Source organism: Psychroflexus tropicus DSM 15496 (genome assembly GCF_000378765.1).
GTDB lineage: Bacteria > Bacteroidota > Bacteroidia > Flavobacteriales > Flavobacteriaceae > Psychroflexus > Psychroflexus tropicus.
This window is the reverse complement of record NZ_KB905342.1, coordinates 416,487-437,900: the sequence shown is the minus strand read 5'-3', so window position 1 is coordinate 437,900 and position 21,414 is coordinate 416,487. Positions and strand designations below refer to the sequence as shown.

Sequence of the window (21,414 nt, the reverse complement as noted above, 5' to 3'; positions counted from 1 at the left end):
GATAATGGAAGTCTTGGTTGTTACGATGACTAGGAAGGAACAAATTTGAAGAATGAAGATAATATTTATTACAGAGCCTAAATACCGTCGGATTTTGGGTTTAATGGTGCTTTTAATGCAATAGGCATAGGATTTATAGCTACATTTTTGGATATCAATAATCCAAATACTTCTGTTGTAAATACAGTTCGTTTATATACTTCATCTGAAAAATTTCCTAATGGGCAATTAACTGAACTAGCTTCTAAAGAATTTGAAGTAATTAGAAATAGTGGTCCTTCACTTTATGAAGTTGTTTTTGATGAATCTGTAATTGTAGATGCCTCTACTGAATTGATTGTAGCTTTAGATATAAAAGCGAGTCCTGAACCGCCAAACAATTATGTATTTGAGATAGGACGAAACTCTCATGGACAAACAGATTTTGGCTATATCTCATCAGATTTTTGTGAAATTTTTTCTCCTTCTAGTTTTGAAAGTTTTGGCTTTGATGATAATCATATCATTTTAAACTTGATTGGCGATTCATTTTTGGATACTGAAGAGTCAGATTTATCGGATATAGTGATATTTCCAAATCCTGCTAGTGAAATAATTTATTTAAGATTACCTTTCAATACGGACTTTAAAAAGATAGCCTTATTTAATGCAGATGGTAAAGAAGTTAAAATAAAGGTTATTAATAACTCAATAGACATATCAAAATTATCTGCTGGACTTTATTTCTTAAATCTTTCAACTTCTAATAATAGTGTTACAAGAAAAATAATTATCGAGTGATTTAATTTGAGTAATACTGAAACTTATAAGTATTGATAAAACATGTTTATTCTTCGAAATAAGCGTATATAAGCGTTTTTTTGACTGAAGTGATGGATTAGTATGAATTAATTAAAATAATGGCTTAAATTAAAAATATTGGGGTCCTATTCAATAATATTAAGTTATTACTATTATTAATTCTATTAGATTTTATAATAGAGTAAAATCCCTTTTATCTTTAGCATCTTTTTATACATTTGTCAAAATTCAAAATTACCATGAAGAAAATTATTTTAAGCTTAGCGACCATTGCCACTTTGATGTCTTGTACTCAAGATAAAACTGCTTATGTGGATAATACTGTTCTTATTCAGGATTATTATAAAATGAAGTCAACAGAGGCGAGATTTGAAAAAAAGAGTAAAGCCTTATCCGAAGAATTAGATTCCGTAGCCGCCAGATTTCAAGAAGAAGTACAGGAGTTTCAGGAAGGCATGAACAGAATGTCTACTCAAGATAGAGAACGAAGACAAGGTGAGCTTATGCAAAAGCAGCAAATGCTTCAGCAAAGACAACAGCAAAAAAGCCAAATGCTTAGACAGGAAAGTGACCAAGCAATAGATTCACTAATTACGGAAGTGAAAGACTTTGTTGCTGACTACGGTGAAGAAAGAGGTTATGCTTACATTTTTGGTTCTAACGAGTCTGCTAATATCATGTATGCCAAAGAAGGTTTAGACATTACTCAAGATGTGCTGGATGAGTTAAATGCAGCTGATGAATCTGCGTCAGAAGACTCTATGGATGATGAGAAAAGCGAAGATTAATGCTCATTCTTTATAAAACTAATAAAGCCATTCTGAAATTAGAATGGCTTTATTTTTTATGTAGTAATCTTGTCAATTGAAAAGATAAATCAGAAAAAATCATTTTGGCGTTTCCATTTCGCTCAATATGGTAGGAAGCCTCCTCTAAAACTTTAAATATGGATTCGATGTTATGTCCAGAGATAAACTGGGAAAACTTATCGAATTTGAAATTTGAATCGTAAGGCTCGATAAAAACTAAAGGCTTTACGTGATAGTGATTGAGAAGGGCCTGTCTAAAAAATTGAATGCAATAGTTCAAAAAACGCTTTTGCGTTTCCCGTGTTTCAGAAGCCAGTGCCTCAGACCAGTTTAGTAAATCGGATACCACGTGTTTATTTCCTTTGGCTTTAAAGGCACTACGCACCCAGGTGATGAACCATTGTTCAAATTTCTCGTCATCAGAATTATGTTCAGCAAGATGTAAGGCTTTAGAAAAACTCCCATCGGCTTGCTGAGCGATTTTTATGGCCTCATTTTTTGTCATATCGAACTTAGCCAATAAACCCTTAACCAAATCGGCCTCTCCAAGGGGCGGAAAATCTAAACGCTGACATCGAGAACGTATGGTTTGCAAAATATCCTCTGGTGAATCGGTAATGAGTATAAAATAGGTGTTCTGCGGAGGCTCCTCTATGAGTTTAAGAAGCTTATTAGAGGCTGATGTATTGAGTTTATCGGCGCACCACATAATCATGATCTTTGGACCGCCTTCGTAAGATTTTAAAGAAAGTGATTTGACCACATCAGCAGCTTCATCTACATTGATAGAGCCTTGTTTCTTTTCGATACCAATGTGCATATACCAATCGTAAAGGGTCTGGTAAGGGTTAGACAATACGAATCGCCTCCAGTCCTTAATGAAGTCTTTAGACACAGGTTTTTTGGGGGAAGAGGCTGTTTTATTAATCGGATAGACAAAATGTAAATCGGGATGTGTCAATTGATCCATAAAACTAACAAGACTACTGTGTCGTTCTGATTGCGAGCGCTCAAGCATTAATAATCTGGCAAAAGCAATAGCCATAGGTAAAGTGCCAGAGCCAGTTGAACCTACAAATATTTGCGCATGTGGCACACGTTGATTCTCAATACTGGTTATCAAATGCTTTTTAAGATGGTCTAAGCCTAGGATATCATCAAATGTCATGCGGCTAAAATAACAAAGCTATACCCCTCTAGAAAAAATATTTCAGTAAATTTGAAATTCATTCACAAAATGAAAATTGCATGAAAACCATTAACGATTACAACTTCAAAGATAAAAGAGCGCTGATAAGGGTAGATTTTAATGTCCCCCTTACTAAGGACTTTGAGGTTGCTGATAGAAGCAGAATAGAAGGTGCAAAGCCAAGCATTATTAAAGTGCTGGAAGATGGTGGAAGTGCAGTATTAATGTCACACCTCGGTAGACCAGAAGGAAAAGAAGAAAAATACTCTTTAAATCACATCGTCAATGCGGTGTCTGATGTGTTGGGAGTCAAGGTGAAATTTGTTGAAGATTGTGTGGGTAAAGATGCCGAGGCAGCGGCTTCTGAAATACATCCCGGAGAGATTCTTCTTTTAGAAAACCTACGCTATTATTCTGAAGAGAAAAAAGGGGACGATGCTTTTGCTGAAAAACTTTCTAAACTAGGAGACATCTACGTGAATGATGCGTTTGGTACAGCCCATAGAGCACATGCCTCAACTACTGTAGTTGCTAAATATTTTGAGGATAAAGCCATGGGACTCTTACTTCAAAAAGAAATAGAAAGTCTGGATAAAGTTCTTAATTCTACCGAAAAGCCTGTGACAGCAGTTTTGGGGGGTGCCAAAGTATCCTCAAAAATTACCGTGATAGAAAACATTCTACCCAAAGTAGATCATCTGATCATTGGTGGGGGAATGGCCTTTACGTTTATTAAAGCTCAGGGGGGTAAAATTGGAGAATCTTTAGTGGAAGATGATCTACAAAATCTCGCACTGGATATTTTGAAAAAGGCTGAAGCTCAGAATGTGAAAGTACATCTACCAGTAGATAGTGTAGTGACTCAACAATTTGATAATGAGGCTGAGACTAAAATTGAACCGATCAACGCTATCTCCGACGGTTGGATGGGCTTAGATGCTGGTCCACAATCCAGAGAGAATTTCGCCAAAGTCATCGGCGGCTCAAAAATTATCCTGTGGAACGGACCGCTTGGGGTATTCGAAATGGATACCTTTTCTAAAGGGACGGTCGCCCTGGGTGAAGAGATCACTAAGGCCACAGAACAGGGAGCTTTTTCATTAGTGGGTGGAGGTGATAGTGTCTCTGCCGCTAAACAATTTGGATTCGATAGCAAAGTGAGCTACGTGTCTACCGGTGGCGGTGCCATGCTGGAAATGTTAGAAGGCAAAAGTCTACCTGGTATTGATGCTTTAAAGTAGTAACACCTCCTATATATGATAAAGCAATACCTTCATTACAGGTATTGCTTTTTAGTTAACAAGCATGAAATTGAAGTCATTTACGTATCCGGAACGAGAGAAACTCAAATCTAAAAAACAGATTAAACGAGTTTTTGAAGAAGGGTCCTCAATAAAATCTTATCCACTGCTTATCCGTTACGTCAGGATTGAGGAAGAGGATAATAAAGTAGGCGTAAGTGTTTCTAAGCGAAATTTCAGAAAGGCTGTAGATCGCATTCGGATTAAAAGGCAGTTGAGAGAAGCTTATCGCTTACACAAGCATGAAATAGACGATTCATCGACTACTTTTGCGGTTATGCTTATATTTATAGGGAAAACTCAGGAGACTTCTGCGAGGATTCATGAAAAGGTAAAATCACTTTTAAAACAGATGAAATGAAAAGATTGAAGGTATTGCTGCTAACTGTTGTTGTCGCGTTTGTGACTTTTGGATTTACGTCCTACAAAAATGATTTTTTTGAAATTGCCAAGCAGATTGAAATTTTTACTAACCTTTATAAAGAGGTGAATATGAATTATGTAGATGAAGTGAATCCCTCTGCATTGATGAACACCGCCATAGAAGCCATGCTAGAGGATTTAGATCCTTATACGGTCTATTGGGATGAACAACAGATACAAAATGCAAGAATCCGTAATTCTGGATCTTATACGGGAATTGGAGCAAATATCATCACCACACCAGAATCTATCATCATTAAGAACCTGGTGAAAGGCTCACCAGCAGATAAAGCGGGACTCCAAATTGGTGATGAGATCATCAAAATTGGAGATATTCAAGTTAAAGATTATAATAAAGATGCTGGAGAATTACTGAAAGGAGCGCCAAATACAGAAATAGACTTAACTCTTAAGCGAAACTCTGGCTTGGAAACTTTAAAGCTAAAAAGAGGAGTGGTAAAAGAAAAAGCAGTGCCTTTTCAAAGGCTTTTAGACGACAATACAGGTTATATTGTACTATCTCAATTTTCCAGAACAGCATCTTCAGAAGTTATTGAAGCGGTACAGGAGCTTAAAAATAAAGGAGCTACTCAATTGATTTTAGATCTTAGAAATAATCCAGGAGGATTGCTCTCAGAAGCGGTGAATGTAAGTAATGTATTTATCGAAAAAGGAACGACCATTACCTTTACTAAATCGGCCATCGATAAATATAACCAGACCTACGCCACTCAAAATAAAGCCATCGATACCGAAATCCCGGTAGCAGTATTGATCAATGAAAATTCAGCCTCTGCTAGTGAAATTGTGTCAGGAAGTTTACAGGATTTAGATCGTGGAGTCGTGATTGGAAGCAGAAGCTTTGGCAAAGGCTTAGTTCAACGACCAAAGAAGTTGAATTATGGTACTCAGGCTAAAATCACCATATCCAGGTATTACACCCCAAGTGGAAGATGTATCCAAGCCCTGGATTATAAGGATGGTAAAAGCATCAGAAAAGACAAGACAGAATACAGTGAATTTAAGACCAAAAACGGCAGAAGTGTATATGATGGAGGAGGCGTAAGACCAGACATTGAACTAGCCATCGAAAAGGAAAATCAGTATGTGAAGGCATTAAAAGCGGAAAATCTCATCTTCGATTTCAGTGTGAATTACGTCAATCAACACCCTGAACTGAATTTATCTAATTTCAATTTTAAGAAAGATATCCTGGAAGAGTTTAGAGCTTACATCAATAAAAGTGGATTTAAATATGAAACTGCTACAGATCAGCAGCTTGCAGAGCTGAGAAAAGTAGCCGATACTGAAGATTATTTAGAATCCATAAAGTCTACACTTCAGGAGCTGCAAGAACAGCTTCAGCAGGAAAAAATTAAAGCTTTTAATAAGGAAAAAGAGACTATCCAAAAGCTCATAACCGAATCTATCATCAGAAAACTGGGCTATGATGAAGCGGTTTACACTTACTATACGATGGAAGATGAAGTAATTGAAAAAGCAATAGAAGTACTATCCAATACCAAAGAATACACTGGAATTTTAGGCTATAACTAAGCTAAAGTATGAAGTTTCATCCCGATGTGAGGAATCCCATCTTCGAGGTAGCCTTCACCGAAGATGATAAAACCTAAGCTTTCGTAAAAGTTGATTAAATACTGCTGGGCTGATATCTTGATGACTGAATTGGGGTGCAATTCTAAAGCGTAATCGATGGTGGATTTCATCAATTGTAGTCCTAATTGTTTTCGACGGTGACTTTGTTTCACGATAACTCTCCCAATGCTCAGCTCATCAAAATAAGCCCCGGGTGGTAAAATACGTGTGTAGGCAATCAAGAGATCTTCTTCGTAAAACATCACATGATAGGCTTTATCATCATGACCATCGATATCCTGATACACACAATCCTGTTCCACCACAAAGACTTCAGATCTGAGTTGGAGCATATCGTAAATTTGATGTGGTGTAAGCTCTGAAAAAGAAAGGAAATGTGTAGTCATTAGTCCTGAACAATTATGTTTTTATTATCTGATTTTTTAAATTCTGGCTGAATGGTAATGTGGTTGATTCCAAATTCGTTGAGAAGTAACTCTTCAATCTCTTCCAGAACAGCTTCAAAGGTAGATAAAGAAATATCTTCCTTAAAATCAATTTCTGCTTCCAGGTGCAATTCATTTTCGTTCAATTGCCAGATGTGGAGGTGATGAATATTTTTGACGAGATCGATTTGATTAACTCTTGAAATAACGTCATCTACATTAATATGCTTAGGAGTAAACTGCATCAGTATGGTGAATGAACCTTTAAATAGCTGGATACCGACATAAATCAAATACAGAGCAATAGCAAAAGTCAATACACTATCCAGCCAATAGATGCCATAGTACTTCATGAGAATACCACCCACAAGGACGGCGACAGATGCCAGCATATCGGTGAGCAGGTGGAAATAAGCGGAAGCAATATTGAGATTCTGTTTTCTATCCTTCAGCAGTAGGAGGACACTGGCCCCGTTAAAAACAATAGCTAAAGCAGAAAGCCAAATCACTAAGGTAGAATTGATAGCCTGTGGATCCAGAAAGCGCTCCACAGCTTCAACGATGAGAATCACTGCAATGATGATTAGACTGGCAGAATTGACAAAAGCAGCAATGATTTCTGCCCGTTTGTAGCCAAACGTCTTGTTGTAGGTTGCACTTTTATGGGCAAATTTAGAAGCCACATAACTGATCACCAAAGACACCACATCGGTAAAGTTATGAAGCGCATCGGAAAGTAAAGCTAAACTCCCACTCAGCAAACCACCAATAATTTGAGCAAGGGTAATGCCTACATTAAGAATAATGGATAGAAAAAGATTCTTTTCAGACCTTTGGTGTGAGTGCATAAAACTTAAAGCAAATTATTGGCAGGCGATTTTAGCCACGCGATTTTGATGACGTCCGCCTTCAAAATCAGTGTCTAGAAAGACCTTTACAAAATCTAAAGCTTCCTCCTGAGAGACAAATCGAGCGGGAATACTCAATACGTTAGCATCATTATGCTGTCTGGCTAAAGCCACGAGTTCTGTGTTCCAGCATAGGGCCGATCTCACGCCCTGATGCTTATTAGCAGTCATATTAGCTCCGTTTCCACTACCACATATAATGATACCAAAGTCTGAAGTCCCTTTTTCAACATCCTCTGCCACTGGATGTACAAAATCTGGATAATCTACAGAATCTTCAGAGTCGGTGCCGTGGTTAATCACTTTTAAAGATTGTGAGGTCAGGTATTCGGTGATAGCGTTTTTGTAAGCCGGGCCTGCGTGATCGTTTCCTAAAGATATAGTCATGGGTATTGGATTTATATAGGTTTAAATTAGACTTGCAAGTTGAACATTAGTGACTGAATTTCTGTTTCTAAAGTTAAGTCTATAACAAAAAGACTGAGACAAAGTTAGTATTAAAATTAGGAACCTAGTACTGCTAAACTGATGGTATGTAAATCCTTGATTTTCATTATAGTATCATGTATACCTAAGCGCTGTCCACAATTGTGGAAAACTCAAAAGTAAATCAGCTTTTAGGGACTTCAACTTTTTAAAACATGTGGAAAACTCGTATAGAAAAAAGGAACTAAAAATTTGGATTATCAAATTTAAAAACTAGATAAGTAAAGATTTTATTTAACAAAATTTTTAGGAAGCAAATTTCAAAAAAGTTTTGCAAGTCCTTTTAAAAGTTTTCCACAGCAAATTCAAAAATACTTATTCAACAAAACATGTGAAAAGCAGATGTCCAATTGTGGATAACTTTTAGAAATACATTTGAAAATAAGAACGTTGGGGAAATTTTAAAAGCTTAAAAAATGTGGATAAAGTCAAAATTTGAAAAATCAAAATAGATGAGGTAAAAGTTTTCCAGTTATTAACGCACAATAATCATCATCATTATTAATTTTAAATTTTAAAAAAAAAGAAGAATAGTATTATAGATTGTGGATAAGTGGAAAACGAAACTAATTTCAGATCTAAAATATCTATCAAAAAGAATTGAAAATTCCCATGTGCATTTTGAATTGAAATAGATATCATAATGTCAGTTCGAGACTGCCCAACGAAGTCATTCAGGCGGGTGATTTTTTGATACAAAATTGTACCAGCCATCCGACAGGTCGAGAACCCATTCACATCTAAAAATTCTTATTCTCGATACAAATTTCCCTCATTTCAATTGTGAAATTCACTCGAATTGACAGAATTTTTCAAAAAGCGCAATGGGTAGAAAAAATAAAAGAACTGTCTTTAAACGATCCTCAGGTGATTTTCAAAATTATAATCTTCCAGGATGCTTTTAGCCGCTTCGAAATCCTCAGGATGTACTTTTAAGAAAATTCCACCCAAAGCATTAGAATAAAAGGGAATCACCCCAATGACGGTTTCATTTTGAAAGAAAAAACGAATATCTTCTTTTTCCAAAAGCAATTTAAGCACGGTGTATTCGTGAGGATAGGTAAATACAGCAAGCTTAATAAAATCGTTCATTTTTATTTTAAAATTAAGTAATTAATTTTAAACACCTTAAGCTGAGGAAATAGTTTATGTTTTAATTAAAGGAAACCGAGCAAAGCCCCTACAGGCTCTTTCAACTCCTGGCTGGTAGTAGTGAGTTGTTGATTCAAAAATAATTTAATGTAGAGATAAATCCCTGCAAATCCAACCAAAAAAATGAGAAGGAAGATGATGTATATTTTGGTTGTTTTTGACATTAAGATTAGTTAGGAATCAAATTTAGGTATTATTTAACAATATGTAAATATTTAAAGCAAAGAAATTGAAACTTTAACATCATTAAATGGTTAACTGTCACAGTTCTAGACTTAACAAAGATTTAGTTTAAGAATCTTTTTATCCGTCTTTATTGTACTACATTAGCAAATGTTATTTACATATGTATGAGTAAGAAAAAGAAAAAAGGTAAAAAGCCTTTCCACTCTTCGCCTGGTCAGGATGGAGGATTATCAAAAAAAATATTAAACATTTTTAAAAGTCAGCCAGAAAAGAGCTTCGACTTTAAAGTTATTTTAGATAAGCTGAAGATTGAAGACACCAAAACCAGAAATAAGGTAATTCGTCTTTTGGGTCAGCTCACAGCCAAAGGCCAATTAAAACAAGTGGACGATAAGAAATTTCAATTTGACGCTTTAGAGGATTTCCATACCGGGATCATCGACATGACCTCCAGAGGTGATGCCTATGTGATCGTGGAAGATCTGGAGAATGACATTTATATTTCCAATAAAAACCTCAACCACGCTTTAGATGGCGACGAAGTGAAAATTTACGTTTTCAAAAAGCGCGAGAAAGCAAAATCTGAAGGTGAAGTCGTATCGATTTTAACCCGAAATAAAACCGACTTTGTTGGGGTTTTACACAAGCAGGAAAAGTTTGGCTTTGTGGTAGTTGCCAATTCCAAGATGTACACCGATATTTTTGTGCCAAACGACAAAATGCACGATGCCGAAGATGGCTTGTTGGTAAAAGTTCGAATTTTACAGTGGAAAGACAAGGACGATTCGCCTAAAGGAGAAATTACTGAGGTGCTTGGCGTTCCTGGCGAACACAATACCGAGATGCATGCGATTCTGGCTGGCTACGGTCTGCCAGAGCAGTTCCCACCCGAGGTGGAAGAATTTGCCAATAATATAGATACTAAAATTCATCCCTCTGAAATCAAGAAACGACGTGATCTAAGAGATACGCTAACTTTTACCATAGATCCTGCCGACGCCAAAGATTTTGACGATGCCTTGAGCTTCAAAACAATGGACAATGGCAATTACGAAATAGGTATTCACATTGCCGATGTGTCTCACTATCTGCAACCAGGTACTGTTCTGGATGACGAGGCCTACAACCGAGCCACTTCCATCTACCTGGTAGACCGTGTGGTACCGATGTTGCCAGAAATTTTATCCAACGGCGCCTGTTCCCTGCGTCCGAATGAAGAAAAATATACCTTTTCGGCCTTGTTCGAAATTACTAAAGACGGTAAGGTCAAAAGTGAATGGTTTGGACGTACCGTGACCTATTCTGATGCAAGATTTGCTTACGAAGAAGCACAGTACCTCATCGATTCTGAAGATAAACACATTCCTGCAGAGCTCTCTTTGACCAAAAAAGCTTACGACGTCCAGCCAGAGATTCTGGAAGCGGTGACCACTTTGAATACCCTGGCCAAAACCATGCGTAAAAAGCGGATGCAAAAAGGGGCTATTTCTTTTGATAAGGTGGAAGTAAAATTCCACTTGGATGAAGATAACAATCCGCAGGGCGTTTACGTGAAGTCCAGCAAGGATGCCAATAAACTCATCGAAGAATTTATGCTGCTGGCCAATAGAAAAGTCTCTGAGTTTATCGGTAAACGCAAGCCACCCAAAACCTTTGTGTACCGTTGTCACGACGAACCTAAAGACGACCGACTGGAAGCTTTGAATACTGTTATTTCTAAATTTGGCTATAACATCAACATCCAAAACCGAAAAAACCTGGCCAACGCCCTTAACAATTTGTTGGAAGATGTGTCGGGCAAAAAGGAACAAAACCTGGTCGATACCCTCACCATACGTACCATGAGTAAGGCCTACTATTCTACCGAAAACATTGGGCACTATGGACTGGCGTTCGATTATTATTCCCACTTTACCTCGCCGATACGACGTTATCCCGATGTGATGGCTCACCGCCTATTACAGCGCTATCTGGATAACAAACCCAGTGCTAGCGAAACCGAATACGAAGACAAATGCAAGCATTCTAGCGAGATGGAAAAACTGGCCACCAATGCCGAGCGGGATTCCATCAAGTACATGCAAGTGAAGTACATCCAAGAGCATTCCGAAACCGAATTTAAAGGCGTTATTTCCGGGGTGACCGACTTTGGTATTTTTATCGAGATCATCGAGAACAAGTGCGAAGGTATGACCCGCCTCAAAGACATCCCAGACGACCACTACGACTTTAACGAGGAGCATTATGCCGTCATCGGTCGTCGCACCAAGAAAATGTATCAGCTCGGCGACGAGGTGTACGTTCGGGTGAAGAAAGCCGACTTAGTGAAACGTACCATCGATTTTGAATTGCTGGGCGCCGTAGATGAGGTGGAGATCGATAAGGAGTAAATCAAATTAGTTCATAACCTTCAGCTTTGTCATTTCGAGCCAGCCTGATGACAAACACAGGCGCAGTCGAGAAATCTAGGCTATTGACTTATAAGTGATTTTGAATGGACTTCATATGCTATTCCTTCTAAGGTCGAGTTTCTAAACTATATCTAAATATGAACTACAAAGCCATGTATTGAAGCCACCACTTTTATAGATGGCTTTTTTTAGTTTGAATCTGCCTTAGTTAGCTTTTATCATGAGCGATACATTGCTTAAGGCCTTCGTTATCTTTAAGATCCATCTGAGTGAAGATGAGGTCTGAAGGGGATGAAATAACTTTAAGTATATCGTATTCACGGGATAAACTTTATAAAAACATGCGTTTATCCCGTAACTGTTTCCAATAAAGGTGTATTTTTATAAACATATAACTAGTTGTGTGTAATTTTATAAAAAACATTGGCATCTTGAATAATTGACAAAAAATTGAAAGATTATATAATGGTTTTTATGAACCTAAAAAAAATAAAAAAAGTTGGTGCTTTTATAGATGTAATTAATGGTAGCTTTATAATCACACTGTCAATTTTACTATTTGGAATTTTAGCTTACGGTATTGGCGTGAAAATTAAGCCCTTAATTAACTACTTAATAATAAGTTTAATTTATGTTTTAGGAATCTATACGTCGAGAAATTCTTTAATGTCTGCGAAAAAAATGTCTTTCAAAAATAGATTTTTAACAAACATTCTTCTTGTTCTATTAACCACTTTATTTCAATTTTTAGTTCTAAACTATACAGGATATTGGTTTTTAGCGGACTTTACTCATTTGATTTTAATTAATATCATATTCGTATTTGTCCTTGGTACAATTTTTCATTATTCATTAAGATTACTATCAAAATCAAAGTCCGTATGATCAAACCAAAAGTTGTTTTATCTTCAATACTTTTGACAGTATTAGTAGTAATAACAATAATAACCAAGAATGAATCTGAACACGCTGAGCGATATATCGTATTAAATGATGTTGGATCTCTTACTTTCAAAGATTTTTTTGGAGTACCTGATCTTTTAAGTGATTATAATGCATCAATAGCAACAACAATTAAAATCAAGAAAATAAAAGACTCAATCTACGCAGAAACCATTTTTGATAGATATCAATCATGGGTTGATTTTGGAATCCTTGAATCTGATGATTTGTTAGTTCATGAACATTATCACGCTCATATTACAGATTATGGAACGAATGCTTTGAATAATTTAATACTTAAAAAAGGTCTTTCATTTTCAGAAGCTAAATATGCAAGAGACTCTTTACTATCTGTTGTAAATCTACTTCAATCAAATTACGATAAAGAAACTAAACATAACTTAGATAGAGAAAGTCAAATTTATTGGGAATATAAAATTGATTCTTTAAATCAAGTTGCAAAAAGAAATCAAAATGAAGAATTGAGTTTTGATGGTGCTGAAGTATTTTTTTCATCGTTGCCAACTCATGAATTTCATTTATATCCAGACATGATCAATTCCTCTTTGTATACTTCTCAAAATAACATTCGACTTGAAATCATTACAATTTATGACTATGTGTACAGTACAAATGCTAATGACTATGAAAACCCTAATAATGAATCAAATATTAATGTAATTAAAATTGATTCATTATTGATTGATGGTCTTAAAGCTTTAAAAATTACTTCAATAGACAGTACAGAATCAAAAGAAAGTGTTGATGTATTTATTCCTAACAATGATCGTACATATCAAATTATAACATCATATCCTAAAAATGATGTTTACAGAAAGATTTCTGAAAACTTCATTAAATCATTCAAAATTGATTCAGACTTAAAATTCTGGATAAATTATTATGAAAGTGAAATTAATAAAGATCCTTGGATAGCGAATCCAGATAATAGCAATAATAAAAATGAAATATTGCATTTTACTAAGAATACAGAGTCAGATTACGCTGTAATCTATTCAAAGGCATTTGAATATGATAAAAAATTATTAATTCCCTTTAAGCCTTTGAGACACGAAAAAGAAGACATAATGCAAATCTTAGCCATTGTAAATGGGGAAATTAAAATTAGTAATGAAATTGATTCACTCTATCAAATGATTCCAATAGAGCTTTCTAAATTAAAAAAGGGTTCAAATCATATTCAAATAGGTTATATTCCAAAGGAAAAAGACTCAATACGAGACTTTAACCATTTTTATAGCACTCATATCTATTATGATAAATAAAAACTCCACACAACATCTATTATAGCCAATAGCTTTTATGTGCTAAACCCAAAGTTTTGGTAAATTTAGAAAGTTAAAAGATAAACTGAAAATTAAGCTAGTATTTGCTCGCTACTGGCCATACTAGAGAACCGTTAGCGGTTATTAAAAATGAGACCAATGAAAAATGTATATCACATTCTAAATGGAGATTCCCTGAAAGAGAGTTTTCCTAATGAAATTGACGGAGAGATAATTGTTGCCCGTGAATGCTTGGTTGATGGAGATGTAAGTAGTGATACTTTAGAAGATTTATTTAAGAAACGTGCAACGTTTATTTCCAAAGTTTATGGAGACTATTCAATAGAGGATTATTATGCGGATTCTGTTTCTGAATTTGAGAAGATTCAAAATTTACCTAATAAAGCGGAAATTAACCTGTGGTTCGAAGATGACCTATTTTGCCAAGTGAATTTTTGGTTTACCGTTAAGCTGATAGTTAATTATTTAAAACCTAATAAAGTTTTCCTAATAAGACCAGTAATCCATACGCAATATGGGTTTGGTGGACTAAACGAATTGGAGTTAATCAACGCTTATAAGCAAAAGGCTCAAATTAATGAATTGGATGGAATAGCAAGTCTGTGGAATTTATATCAGAATAATGATATTGAGGAAATGGTCGAGGTAGCTAAAAAGTTAGGGCTAAAATATCCTTTCATTCAGAACGCTGTTGAGGCTCACATTGATAGAATTCCCAATGAAAATAGTCCAGGACGACCTACAGCAACTTTATTAGACATAATGAATGTTTTAGGAACAGATTCGTTTGGAGCTGTATTTAAAGAATTCAACAAACGTGAAAGTATTTATGGTTTTGGTGATTTACAGGTAAAAAGACTCTTTGATGAAATAAAAAACAACAGCTAACAAAGAACTGAGGTAAAAAACAACTCTTTTCTTCATTAATTTTAGACATTATTATTCTAGGCTCACAGATTTCTCTAATGGATGCTTTGAACTTTTTTTAAAAAGAGGAAATGCAAAAGAAAAAACTGACCCATTGTGAAAACCAGAGACTCAATAACCACTACTTTGATGAATCCCCAGCATTAGAAAGTCAGAGATTGCTTTTAAGACAGTTAAAGTTATCAGACGCCCAAGACGTCCAGAGCATTCGTTCTGACGAACGGGTGATGCTGTATATGGACCAGGAACGGCACCAAAGGGTTCAACAGTCGGAAGCATTTATTTCAGAAAAATTAAAAAAGTATCAGGAGAAGACGGGTATCCTCTGGGCTCTTATAGAGAAATCCACCGGGACCTTTATCGGTGATTTTGCATTTTTCAACCTCGACCACAAAAACGACAGAGCAGAGATTGGCTATACCTTGAAGCCAGAGTTTTGGAAACAGGGCTTGATGAAAGAAGCGATGCGGTCTGTGTTCAATTTTGGGTTTAAAGATCTTTATCTGCATAGTTTAGAGGCCAACATCAACCCTGCCAATGAGAATTCCCGCGGACTCTTGTTGAGGATGGGATTTCAAAAAGAAGCTTATTTTCGAGAGAATTATTTTTATAATGGCGAGTATCTGGATAGTGAAATTTATTCCTTACTGAAATCTGATTTTGAAAAGGATGGCAAAACTTAAGCATAAACCCTGAAACTCATCTACTCAACAGATAAAACCGTGTTGTTGATCAACAAACCGCAGATCATCACCAATGCTCACCTTTAATGTTTTAATTTTCCTTTCTTGTGTGGTCACGGGACTATTGGGTTTAATCGCTGGATATTATTTAAAAAAATACCCGCCTAAACACATCAATTGTTTTTATGGCTACAGGACCCGGCGCTCTATGAAAAATCAGAAACACTGGGATCTAGCTCAGCAACTTGTGGCTATGAATATGATTACCTATTCCAGCATCCCATTACTAAGCGCTTTATTAGGGTTCATCATCGAAGAAAAGCAGATCCTGTTAAGTTTAGGCATTGTTTTAGGAAGTACGCTGTCCTGGGCCTTTTTTAGTATCTACAAGACAGAGCGGCAACTGAAATCCAGGCTAGATGATGAGTAAAGCCCTCTTAAAACTTATAATAAAGCTTTAGCATTTAGCTTACAAAGCTGAAAATATATAACTGAAAAAATTCAATTTGTCTTAGACACTTAACTGTGAAAATGTATTTTTACCGCCCAAATAGTTTTTGATAAGTGTTCTTAAGTTTTAGTTCCTTATTTGCAATAAGGGGCCATGAGCATGATCAAGTTAAATCCAAACCCTACTCAATAAGACTTAAAAATGAGATTAGCTAACAAAACCCTTTCACTTCAAACATTGAAACCTTTACTTTTCTTATTAGCTGTTATACTTTTATGCAGCCATGATCTGTATTTAAAAATGGATACTTATATCTTGCAGCCTAATCAGAAAGCGACCCTAAGCCTTTACAACGGTACGTTTGAAAAAAGCGAAAATACAATCTCAAGAGATCGTATTTTGGATGCTTCAGTTGTTGCTCTAGGCCAAAGAGCGGCTATTCAACCCGATCAATGGAAAGACCAGGATAGTACCATCACCCATTTTAACTTCACTGCAGAAGATCCAGGAACGTATTTGGCGGGGGTTTCTACCAAAGCCAGAAACATAAAACTCACCAGTGATAAATTCAATAGCTACCTCAAACACGACGGAGTTTTGGATATGCTTGAGCAACGGACTCAAAATGGGGAATTAAATCAGGACGCCGTCGAGAGTTATCAAAAACATGTCAAAGCTATTTACCAGGTAGGTGGTGTTAAAACAGAGGATTGGAAAACTGTACTTGGTTATCCTATTGAATTTGTTCCACTAGCCAACCCCTATCAAAAATATAGCGGAGACACCTTAGCGGTAAAACTATTGCTAGATGGAAAACCGCTCCCCAATCAACTGGTTTATGCTAATTCTATTCAAAGTGCTCATTCTCATGGTACTAAAGAACACAGTCATGATCAGGGGGCGAAAGAGCACTCACATCCGCATGAATCAGACTCAGATGAAGAGCATACCCATACCAGCGGACAAGAATTAAGAACCGACGAGGAGGGAATTGTTTTTGTCGACCTCCCCGAAGATGGAATTTACTACTTAAGAACCATTCACATGGTAAAAGTAATGGATGACAGCGACTTAACCCATCAATCCAAATGGGCTACACTTACTTTTGAAGTGAGCCACAAACACGATGAAAGCACACATACCCACGATGATACAGATCATGAAGGAAGTCTTCCTTCCTGGGTATTTATAATAGGAAGCTTATTTTTTATAGGGTTGCTGTACCTGATCTTCAGAAAAAAGAAGTAATGAAATTCATAAATCTAAAACAAGCAGGCTTCCTGTTCTTGTTTTTTATGCCACTTCTAGGATTTGCTCATGAAGTGACCAATGCGGACCAGGAACTTTTACGTACTGGTAGTTTGTGGACTTACATTCAGGTAGGAGCAACACATATGCTGACAGGCTACGATCATTTACTTTTTTTAGCTGGTGTAATTTTCTATTTAAGGAGCTTTAAAGACATCTTAAAGTTTATTACTGTGTTTACCATAGGTCATTGTATAACTTTAATAGGAGCGACTTATACTGGGATCACCGCCAATGAACATTTGGTTGATGCAGTGATAGCACTTAGCGTTTTATACAAAGGCTTTGAGAATTTAAATGGGTTTGAAAAGCTGAAGGTAAAATCACCAGATTTGCTGTGGATGGTCGGTCTTTTTGGGTTGATTCATGGCTTTGGATTGTCTACCCGATTACAGTCTTTCGACATGGGAGACCAACAGCTTCTCGCAAAAATATTAAGCTTTAATCTGGGAGTGGAATTAGGACAGGTGTTGGCACTCATTCCTATTGTTTTCATCATCAAGTTTTCGCGGAAACACAAGCAATTTACAGCGTTTTATAAAGCAGTCAACTGGTATTTGGTCCTAGCAGGACTGTATTTGTTCATATATCAACTATACGGCTATTTCAATGGACATTGATCCGTCGGAAATCTTAGCATTCAGCTTCCAAAACATTTCTATTTGAAAACATCTCAAAATAGCGTAATATTATAGGATAATTTAAAACCGTAATCCGATGAAAAAATCAATCTTAATCATAGCCTTACTTATAGGCTCAACGTTTACTCTTCAGGCTCAGAACAACGAGGCCTTTAAACAAGATGCGATCCAGCTGGCCAAGATGGGCTCCAAAGCAGCTGAAGCTTCTTTAGATCAGGTTTACAAAATGATTCCCGAAGATAAAGTAGGGGCTTTTAAAAAAGAACTTGAACCGATCATGCAGAACTTTTATAGAAAATTAGGTGAAAAAAGCATGGAATTTTATACTCATGAGCAAGTAAAAGAAATTTTAAAGTTTTACAACAGCGATATCGGTCAAAAGCATTTGGAAGCGCAGGAGAAATTAACCAAGATCAGCGTGGGAACGATGGCGCAGGAACTTCAAATGGAATTGATGCCGGTAATGCAAAAGTACATGACAGGGAATTAATCTATTTCGCTAATAACAGATTTTAGAAAATTCTCTCTTCTAGGAATTACATTCATGGGTATAGTCAGTTCAACGGCTATACCCTAAATTTTATAGGTATGAAACTAAGTTTAAGTCTTTTTCTCTTTATGGCGTTGAGCTGGGTATATGGCCAGTCGACTCCTGCCAAAGATTCGGTGAATTCAAATCCCAATTACAACCCGACCCTTGCTCAAGAACTGGGTGCCGATGCCTACGGTATGAAAAGCTATTTTCTTGTCATTTTGAAAACGGGACCTAATACCACTCAGGACCAGGAGCTCATCAGCAAAAGTTTTAAAGGGCATATGGAGAATATGAATCAGCTGATGGAAAATAAAAAACTCATCGTTGCTGGTCCAATTGGCAAAAACGACAACAACTACCGGGGTATTTTTATCTTGCAGGGCTTAGAAAATAAGGCTGAAGCCGAAGACTTATTACAAACCGATTTAGCGATTAAGAATGACCTGCTGGACTACGACCTTTACGACTGGTATGGTTCAGCGGCGCTGCCAGTCTATTTGAAAACTGCCGATCAGATCTGGACCAAGAAGCCTTAATTAAGGAGGCTTTTCTCTTGTTTCGTTTGCTTTGGGCTAGCCTGCCTGCGATCCTTGGAAGGCAGGCAAAGTAAATAAGGAGGAGAATAAAATAACCTTCCAGAAATGAAAAATTTATAATGCTAAGCTAGGATTAACTATTGTCAATTGGAATAAGAAAATTAAGGAGAGATTGCAATTCTATATCGATAGCTTCATTAACCTTAAATTTATATAATGATGCGAATAGCTTTACTTATTTTAATAGTAATTCACGGAATAATTCATCTGTTTGGATTTTTTAAAGCCTTTGGTATAAGTGAATTTAATGCGATTACACACTCGATTTCAAAATCCTACGGCGTAGTTTGGTTGCTGGTATTTTTTCTTTTTGGACTCACTGTTATTTTAAACCTGATTCAATCCGACTATTGGTGGTTAAGTGGTTTTTTAGCGGTGATTTTATCTCAACTCTTAATAATTAATTACTGGTCTAATGCCAAATTTGGTACTTTGGTCAACCTTATAATTCTGATGGCAGTGCTCATTGGATATTCGAGCTTTAGCTTTAGGCAAAAAATTCAAGAAGAGCGAATCCATATGTTTGCCAATACACTAACTCAAAACCGAGAGGTGGTTACTGAGCAAGCGCTGAGAGACTTACCGGCAATTGTTCAAAAATGGATGAGGGCTAATGGAATATTAGGAAAAGAAGTAATAACGAATGTGCATCTAACTCAGGAAGTACAGCTTAAAATGAAACCTGAACAGTCGACCTGGAATCCGGGTACAGCAAAACAGTATTTTACAATCCATCCACCGGCATTTCATTGGGCTATCAATACCGAAATGAATTCAATCCTGAGTGTGGTGGGGAGAGACCAATTTAAAGAAGGTAAAGGTGAGATGCTGATTAAATTATGGTCCCTTATTCCTGTTGCTGATGCAAAACATGAGGAGAAAGTCAATCAAGCTACCTTACAGCGCTTTTTAGCTGAAATAGTTTGGTTCCCGACGGCGGCTTTAAGTCCTTATCTAACATGGGAGCGCATCGATGACCATTCTGCCAGAGCAGTCATGGATTATAAAGGGACTAAAGGATCTGGCGTATTTCACTTTAATAAAGACGGAGGTTTTGAAAAGTTTGTCGCTATGCGTTTTCAAAATTCCAGTGATAGCAAACCCACCCAATGGACGGTTAAGGCTACCAAAACTGAAATCAGAAATGGAATACTAATTCCTGTTGAATGTGAAGCCAGCTGGAAGTTGGAAAACGGCGAATGGACCTGGCTAAAGTTGAAAATAAGAGACATTCAATACGATGTCAAAGACATGCCAGAGGCTGTTAAAGAGCAGTAGATCTCATTCTATTGAAATAATTCAAGGAATCATCTCTTTTTGGATGACTCTTTACTGCTTAACGCCATTACCAAATCATGATGGATTCATAGACAAATGTTGAAACCTGAGTAAAGAAGGAGCATGACTCAAATCGTTTGAATGATTTTCAATAAAAGTAAGTTCCTTAAATGTATATTTATTCTTTAATTATAAAAATGCACCTTAACTTATCTCCCATTCCAACGACCGAATGAGACAAATTACAATTCGTTAAAGGGAATTACCCGAACCCACTCAAAATTCACTTCAACTATTAAATAGAATATAAAATCAGTGTTTTTTCTATTAAAAACCTCTTATCAACCCTTTAACATTATATCATATTTTATAAAAATATAATTAGATTATGATTAAACGATAAATAGAAAAACCATGAAAAATCAATTAACTAAAAACATAATGCTGTGTGCAGTGAGCTTATTCGCTCTTGTTTTGATCGGTTGTAACAATAGCGCGGTTGAAACTGATGAGTATAAAGCCATGCTAGCTGAACATAAGGAAATCGTGGACAACCATGAGTTCATGCAGGAAACCTATGAAAAAATGGATGAAATGCGTGAAGAACTCAAACAGGAATCAAGTCAGTTTTCAGAAACATCAGAGATGGACAGCTTACATTCAGAATTTAGAGAAAAACATAAAAACATTCAAGAAGAGCATTATAAAACCATTCAGATGCACGAGAATTTATTGCAGAAGCATCAAAACATGATCGATAAACATGCTGAAGAGAATGTAGATCCTAAAACTCTGGAATATGAATTGAACACTATGAAAGAGGAACATGAAACTATGAAAAAAGAGCATCAACAATTGATCGACGACCATAAAATGCTAAGGAGTGAGCATGAACAGATGATGAAAGCACATGCTTCCGCCCAGAATGAAATGTAAGTAGTGGATCCTTTTAACATTATTAAATTAAGGCATGTGCAAGCATGCCTTTTTCATTTACGTTAAGGTTATATTTGTTTACAAATTTGTCTTTATATGAAA

At 36.3% G+C, this 21,414-nt stretch carries 22 protein-coding genes; 16 read left to right on the top strand and 6 right to left on the bottom strand.

The window, feature by feature from the left end; all coding sequences use genetic code 11:
- Positions 1 to 147: 147 nt before the first annotated feature.
- Positions 148 to 780: a T9SS type A sorting domain-containing protein gene (locus F598_RS0101955; RefSeq protein WP_019037334.1), complete on the top strand. Its 633-nt coding sequence runs from the start codon at positions 148 to 150 to the stop codon at positions 778 to 780.
- Between the two features lie 260 nt (positions 781 to 1,040).
- On the top strand, positions 1,041 to 1,589 hold the full coding sequence (locus F598_RS0101950) for an OmpH/Skp family outer membrane protein (RefSeq protein ID WP_019037333.1): 549 nt from the start codon (positions 1,041 to 1,043) through the stop codon (positions 1,587 to 1,589).
- 49 nt (positions 1,590 to 1,638) lie between these two features.
- Here F598_RS0101950 and F598_RS0101945 read toward each other — a convergent pair whose 3' ends face one another.
- Entirely contained in the window at positions 1,639 to 2,778 is a 1,140-nt protein-coding gene (locus tag F598_RS0101945) for a DNA polymerase III subunit (RefSeq protein ID WP_019037332.1), read from the bottom strand.
- Between the two features lie 80 nt (positions 2,779 to 2,858).
- On the opposite strand from F598_RS0101945, the gene F598_RS0101940 reads away from it, so the two are divergent.
- The 3 genes from F598_RS0101940 (at position 2,859) to F598_RS0101930 (ending at position 6,080) form a co-directional block, all read left to right on the top strand.
- A complete protein-coding gene (locus tag F598_RS0101940; protein WP_019037331.1) occupies positions 2,859 to 4,040 on the top strand; it encodes a phosphoglycerate kinase in 1,182 nt (393 codons plus the stop codon).
- Positions 4,041 to 4,104: 64 nt separating this feature from the next.
- Positions 4,105 to 4,461 carry a ribonuclease P protein component gene (rnpA, locus tag F598_RS0101935; protein WP_019037330.1) on the top strand — a complete coding sequence of 119 codons (357 nt, stop codon included), beginning with the start codon at positions 4,105 to 4,107 and terminating at the stop codon, positions 4,459 to 4,461.
- On the top strand, positions 4,458 to 6,080 hold the full coding sequence (locus tag F598_RS0101930; protein ID WP_019037329.1) for a S41 family peptidase: 1,623 nt from the start codon (positions 4,458 to 4,460) through the stop codon (positions 6,078 to 6,080). The genes rnpA and F598_RS0101930 overlap by 4 nt, the downstream gene beginning before the upstream one ends.
- Here the strand turns inward: F598_RS0101930 and F598_RS0101925 are convergent.
- The 5 genes from F598_RS0101925 to F598_RS15225 form a co-directional block, all read right to left on the bottom strand.
- Positions 6,077 to 6,526, bottom strand: a complete 450-nt coding sequence (locus F598_RS0101925; protein WP_026302459.1) for a GNAT family N-acetyltransferase — start codon at positions 6,524 to 6,526, stop codon at positions 6,077 to 6,079. The two genes, F598_RS0101930 and F598_RS0101925, sit on opposite strands and share 4 nt — an antisense overlap.
- Positions 6,526 to 7,413, bottom strand: a complete 888-nt coding sequence (locus F598_RS0101920) for a cation diffusion facilitator family transporter (RefSeq protein ID WP_019037327.1) — start codon at positions 7,411 to 7,413, stop codon at positions 6,526 to 6,528. Before F598_RS0101920 ends, F598_RS0101925 begins: the two co-directional genes overlap by 1 nt.
- A gap of 15 nt (positions 7,414 to 7,428) precedes the next feature.
- On the bottom strand, positions 7,429 to 7,860 hold the full coding sequence (gene rpiB, locus F598_RS0101915) for a ribose 5-phosphate isomerase B (protein WP_019037326.1): 432 nt from the start codon (positions 7,858 to 7,860) through the stop codon (positions 7,429 to 7,431).
- 951 nt (positions 7,861 to 8,811) lie between these two features.
- Positions 8,812 to 9,051 (bottom strand): hypothetical protein, encoded by a 240-nt coding sequence (locus tag F598_RS0101910; protein ID WP_019037325.1) that lies wholly within the window; start codon positions 9,049 to 9,051, stop codon positions 8,812 to 8,814.
- A 65-nt stretch (positions 9,052 to 9,116) separates the two neighbouring features.
- Positions 9,117 to 9,275 (bottom strand): hypothetical protein, encoded by a 159-nt coding sequence (locus F598_RS15225; RefSeq protein ID WP_019037324.1) that lies wholly within the window; start codon positions 9,273 to 9,275, stop codon positions 9,117 to 9,119.
- Positions 9,276 to 9,461: 186 nt separating this feature from the next.
- Between F598_RS15225 and rnr the strand changes: the two genes are divergently transcribed.
- The 11 genes from rnr (at position 9,462) to F598_RS0101845 (ending at position 21,312) form a co-directional block, all read left to right on the top strand.
- Positions 9,462 to 11,687, top strand: a complete 2,226-nt coding sequence (rnr, locus tag F598_RS0101900) for a ribonuclease R (RefSeq protein WP_019037323.1) — start codon at positions 9,462 to 9,464, stop codon at positions 11,685 to 11,687.
- Positions 11,688 to 12,589: 902 nt separating this feature from the next.
- Positions 12,590 to 13,936 (top strand): hypothetical protein, encoded by a 1,347-nt coding sequence (locus tag F598_RS0101890; protein WP_019037321.1) that lies wholly within the window; start codon positions 12,590 to 12,592, stop codon positions 13,934 to 13,936.
- A 159-nt stretch (positions 13,937 to 14,095) separates the two neighbouring features.
- A complete protein-coding gene (locus F598_RS0101885) occupies positions 14,096 to 14,845 on the top strand; it encodes a DUF1835 domain-containing protein (RefSeq protein ID WP_019037320.1) in 750 nt (249 codons plus the stop codon).
- Between the two features lie 110 nt (positions 14,846 to 14,955).
- On the top strand, positions 14,956 to 15,567 hold the full coding sequence (locus tag F598_RS0101880) for a GNAT family N-acetyltransferase (RefSeq protein ID WP_019037319.1): 612 nt from the start codon (positions 14,956 to 14,958) through the stop codon (positions 15,565 to 15,567).
- Between the two features lie 73 nt (positions 15,568 to 15,640).
- Positions 15,641 to 15,997, top strand: coding sequence for an SdpI family protein (locus tag F598_RS15695; RefSeq protein WP_083925432.1), 357 nt, complete (start codon positions 15,641 to 15,643; stop codon positions 15,995 to 15,997).
- 222 nt (positions 15,998 to 16,219) lie between these two features.
- Positions 16,220 to 17,266, top strand: a complete 1,047-nt coding sequence (locus F598_RS0101870) for a DUF4198 domain-containing protein (RefSeq protein WP_083925430.1) — start codon at positions 16,220 to 16,222, stop codon at positions 17,264 to 17,266.
- The gene (locus tag F598_RS0101865; RefSeq protein WP_019037316.1) at positions 17,266 to 17,946 is read left to right on the top strand and encodes a HupE/UreJ family protein; all 681 of its coding nucleotides are present in this window, start codon (positions 17,266 to 17,268) and stop codon (positions 17,944 to 17,946) included. The genes F598_RS0101870 and F598_RS0101865 overlap by 1 nt, the downstream gene beginning before the upstream one ends.
- Positions 17,947 to 18,043: 97 nt before the next feature.
- Positions 18,044 to 18,457: a DUF2059 domain-containing protein gene (locus F598_RS0101860; RefSeq protein WP_019037315.1), complete on the top strand. Its 414-nt coding sequence runs from the start codon at positions 18,044 to 18,046 to the stop codon at positions 18,455 to 18,457.
- Positions 18,458 to 18,555: 98 nt separating this feature from the next.
- Positions 18,556 to 19,038, top strand: a complete 483-nt coding sequence (locus F598_RS0101855; protein WP_026302456.1) for a YciI family protein — start codon at positions 18,556 to 18,558, stop codon at positions 19,036 to 19,038.
- Between the two features lie 216 nt (positions 19,039 to 19,254).
- Positions 19,255 to 20,376 carry a DUF6920 family protein gene (locus F598_RS0101850; protein WP_019037313.1) on the top strand — a complete coding sequence of 374 codons (1,122 nt, stop codon included), beginning with the start codon at positions 19,255 to 19,257 and terminating at the stop codon, positions 20,374 to 20,376.
- Positions 20,377 to 20,790: 414 nt separating this feature from the next.
- Positions 20,791 to 21,312 carry a hypothetical protein gene (locus F598_RS0101845; RefSeq protein WP_019037312.1) on the top strand — a complete coding sequence of 174 codons (522 nt, stop codon included), beginning with the start codon at positions 20,791 to 20,793 and terminating at the stop codon, positions 21,310 to 21,312.
- Positions 21,313 to 21,414: the final 102 nt, after the last annotated feature.